Source organism: Marinobacter sp. SS5-14b (assembly GCF_030541005.1).
Lineage (GTDB): Bacteria > Pseudomonadota > Gammaproteobacteria > Pseudomonadales > Oleiphilaceae > Marinobacter.
Genome location: NZ_JASSVM010000031.1, coordinates 1 through 2,384 on the forward strand (window position 1 = coordinate 1; position 2,384 = coordinate 2,384).

Consider the following 2,384-nt stretch of genomic DNA (forward strand, 5'->3'; position numbering starts at 1 on the left):
GCAGGGTGTTGAGTGGTCTGTGAGTAGGGTGGAGCATGAGAGTCTTTCAGGACGGTCCGTATAACCACACGTTAAGTCGGACCCTGGCTGGCGCCAGTGCCGCTTAACATCCGTCGTTATGCCTCAAAATAAGGAAGAGCAATGAACAAAATTTATCTAGTAGCATTCATGTTGGTGCTTCAGTCATCAGTTACATTCGCAAAAGACTGTGCAATTCCTTATTCTGATAACCCCGATGTTACATACTCTATAAACCCTGACGTTACATACAAATGGAATCCGGATGTTACTTACTCAATAAATCCAGATGTAACATATTCCATTAATCCAAATGTTACATACAAATATAACCCCGATGTAAACTATTCAATTAATCCTGATGTCACTCTCAAGCTAAATCCATATACCAACAAATGGAATGGCTATAATGTTTGCACTCCAGAGGGTGATCTGGTTGGTGCTAGTGTAATAGCAAATGAAGACGTTATGGTTTTATATACAGGGAAAAACTGGATTGGAAATTTTGTAACAAACAAAAAGGGTGGTTATAACTTTTTTAATCGCAAGACAGAATGGAAAGGATTTTTAGTGCCAACAAGTTCAGGTGGCTTTGTGTTTTTCAATCGTGATAACAAATGGGTCTTATCATTAACTAAGTGACGCAAAAAATTGTTACCTATGATATTTTCTGACGCTTCAAAAACACTATTAACCAGTATGTGTATAGATCCATTTTCGTATTCTAAGAAACTCGTAATAGAGTTTAACGAAGAGGCAATAATTTTTAATACTGTGTTAGAAGAATTCAATTCAGTAGAGAAAATTGGTGACCACACTACCTTTTCTTATTTTTGGAATAAACAGAGCACAAAGAGCACGGAGTCTAAAATATTTAATTGGGCTTATGAACTCTACAATAATTTAATGAGGTTCTTTTCAGGTGGGGTACTCGAGCTGTATACATTCAAACAAGCTGAATGGGGTGCACCAGAAGTAAAAATTACTAAAGATCATGTTCCCCCTTCAAATATTGACCTCCTTGAAGAAAAACATGTTATTTACCGTGGTATGTCACGAGAAGAACATGCCAGCAAAGACTATAGGCAATCATGGACTATTGATCTTGCTACAGCCATAAGGTTTGCGAGAGATACCTATTCTGATGAACCAAGTGGCATTGTTGTCACAGCAGTTATAGATAGGGATGACGTGGTTTATTACGATAAAAACAACAATGAGCATGAAGTAATAGTAAAGTCAGGAAGCATTATTGATGCACGTGAAATTAAGGCATAACAATCACATTAACACGGACATTTTGCTCTGCTTCGCGCCGCAAAATTCCGGTTATGTGGGGCGTTAGGCACAAAGGGATACTGAGGCTATGGATTTGCTGCAAGTTATCGTTGGCGTTGTTCTCGCTATCTTGGGATGGGTGATCGGTCATAGGTTTACATCAGCGAGAGACGTTAAGAATTCGCAGCGTTCGATTCGTGTAGCGGCTTTAGCAGAGGCATATAAAGTATTGGTGCGCTCTGGAATCGACGGAGTGATGGTCAAGAGAGATGCAGGCGGAGCTGTTGTCAACGGTGCAAAGCCGGTTGAGGATGCCATTGCTCTAGTACACCTGTACGGCACTCAAGAGCAATCAACTCTGGCTTCAAATTACGCCACGCAAATCTCAACCGAGGGCGGCGGTGATGCAACGGAACTGGTAAATGCACTTCGTAAAGACATTCGGGAAAACCTCGGTGGTTACGATGTCGAGGGCCAGCCTCGCTATCTAAGGGTAACCTACCAGGACACTAGGCCTAGCAAATAGGTTTAGTTCATTCCGGGCCTTCGGCCCTACTCCGGACGCCCCTGGCGGGGCACTGCTAAAAAAAGCCTTGGGCACAGGGAAGAAAATGATCAATACAGAGAAAGCTCGCGAAGAATTTAAGAGGGTGTTCCCGTTCACTGAGGTCTGCACTCAATACATAGCGAGATATAATACGAAATCTGGCAAAGAGATCGCGTTAGAGCGCGATAGATCAGAAGCGCTTTACGTCTGGCTCCAGAGATTCGATACGCAGATTGAGGGAATAAAAGTTAAGAATGAGAAGTTCCCGGGCAAACCCTATGACCGGAAGCAGACCCGAAACTCAAACCTTAACGACAAGAATTCGCCAAAGCTCAAGCAGGGCAACAAGGTTTGGTACCTAGAAATTGAAAACATTGATGCTTTGAAGGAGTTGCTCGCTTGGTATGCCAGAATCTAGCCTAACACATATGAGCCTTCTCGGAATCAACAGGCAATAGTGATTTTTTTGGCCGCACCAGCGGCCAACCTAAACCCATGAGCGAGAACGCCTGCTTCGCTAGTCTCGTCGAGCTGTCAGGCA

At 42.9% G+C, this 2,384-nt stretch carries 4 protein-coding genes; all 4 read left to right on the plus strand.

Annotated features, from left to right (window positions below; translation table 11 throughout):
• Positions 1 to 141 precede the first annotated feature (141 nt).
• Positions 142 to 660 (plus strand): hypothetical protein, encoded by a 519-nt coding sequence (locus QPL95_RS18440; RefSeq protein ID WP_303292367.1) that lies wholly within the window; start codon positions 142 to 144, stop codon positions 658 to 660.
• A gap of 18 nt (positions 661 to 678) precedes the next feature.
• Positions 679 to 1,296, plus strand: a complete 618-nt coding sequence (locus QPL95_RS18445) for a hypothetical protein (RefSeq protein WP_303292368.1) — start codon at positions 679 to 681, stop codon at positions 1,294 to 1,296.
• Positions 1,297 to 1,384: 88 nt separating this feature from the next.
• Entirely contained in the window at positions 1,385 to 1,822 is a 438-nt protein-coding gene (locus QPL95_RS18450; RefSeq protein WP_303292369.1) for a hypothetical protein, read from the plus strand.
• An 85-nt stretch (positions 1,823 to 1,907) separates the two neighbouring features.
• A complete protein-coding gene (locus QPL95_RS18455; RefSeq protein WP_303292370.1) occupies positions 1,908 to 2,261 on the plus strand; it encodes a hypothetical protein in 354 nt (117 codons plus the stop codon).
• Positions 2,262 to 2,384: the final 123 nt, after the last annotated feature.